This window comes from Acinetobacter sp. YH16053 (assembly GCF_013417035.1).
In the GTDB taxonomy this organism is placed as follows: Bacteria; Pseudomonadota; Gammaproteobacteria; order Pseudomonadales; family Moraxellaceae; genus Acinetobacter; species Acinetobacter towneri.
The window spans coordinates 1-1,050 of record NZ_VPEP01000162.1 but is presented as its reverse complement, the minus strand read 5'-3'; the positions used below and the strand labels follow the sequence as shown (position 1 = coordinate 1,050).

Annotated in this window: 2 protein-coding genes and 1 pseudogene; all 3 read left to right on the top strand. The window is 33.7% G+C overall.

Annotated elements, in window-relative coordinates:
- Nucleotides 1–145: pseudogene (locus FTV43_RS16140) on the top strand (type II toxin-antitoxin system RelE/ParE family toxin); the annotation flags it as partial.
- 1 nt (nucleotide 146) lies between these two features.
- The gene (locus FTV43_RS15825) at nucleotides 147–437 is read left to right on the top strand and encodes an addiction module antidote protein (protein WP_000241337.1); all 291 of its coding nucleotides are present in this window, start codon (nucleotides 147–149) and stop codon (nucleotides 435–437) included.
- A gap of 313 nt (nucleotides 438–750) precedes the next feature.
- Nucleotides 751–1,050: spore coat protein U domain-containing protein (locus FTV43_RS15820; RefSeq protein ID WP_179995871.1), on the top strand; the 300-nt coding region annotated here is incomplete at its 3' end.

Sequence of the window (1,050 nt, the reverse complement as noted above, 5' to 3'; positions counted from 1 at the left end):
GAGAGAGTTCTTCGGTTCAGGATGGAGGATGTATTACATCCAACATGGTGACGTAGTGATTGTAATGCTTGGTGGCGGAGATAAATCAACTCAACAACAAGACATCAATCGTGCAGTCAAATTATCAAAAACGTTGGAGGATTAAAATGGTTAAAGTAGCTGATTTACCAAGTTTTGATATGGCTGAGTCACTCAAAACTGAAGAAGATATTGTAATGTACCTCAATATGGTTCTTGAAGAAAATGATCCTGCTGAATTAGCGCACGCACTTGGTGTAATTGCTAAAGCAAGAGGTATGACCCAAATTGCGAAAGAAGCAGGTATTGGACGAGAAGCCCTTTACAAAGCACTTCGTCAAGATTCAACGCCTCGTTTTGATACGATCAACCGTGTTGTGAATGCTTTAGGTTTAAAATTGACAGTTCAACATACTTAAAATTTAAAAAATATAATAAAAAAATGGGAGTTTAAGGCTCCCATTTTTTATTATATAACGCCCATTCCATTGAATCAAAAAACTTAATTTCAATATGCCTCATTATTTTATAAAAAGTAGAGTAATGACGAATACATTTAATAATGCTGAATGGCTGGTTAAAAAAAAAACTTGAAAAAAATATAAAAAGTGATAAATTTCACACTTATTTTTATAGACGTGATTTTAATACCTATAAAAAATAAAAGGTGAAAGCAATGTTATTTATGACGATTGCTTTTGGGCTATCGGATTTAATACTTGGAATTCTTAAATGAAAAAATTTATCACTACTGCATTATTAGTATCTACTAACTTACTTTTAGCTGGACAAGCAAGTGCTGAAACACCAGCAGCAAGCACACAGCAGGCACAAACAACTTTTGATGTAAAAATTGAAGTTCTTTCTACATGTTCTATCAATGCAACAGAGATTGATTTTGGTAAAGTAAATAGCGGTAGTGTTGCAAGTGACAAAACAGGAACCCTAAATGTAACTTGTACAAATCAGACACCCTACAGTGTAGGTCTGTCAGGTAGTGGTAAGATGACAAATGAAAAAGATGCATTATCA

What these genes read in the sequence shown, in the direction of transcription:
- FTV43_RS15825 (WP_000241337.1), top strand. Translation starts at nt 147, where the DNA reads ATGGTTAAAGTAGCTGATTTACCAAGTTTTGATATGGCTGAGTCACTC.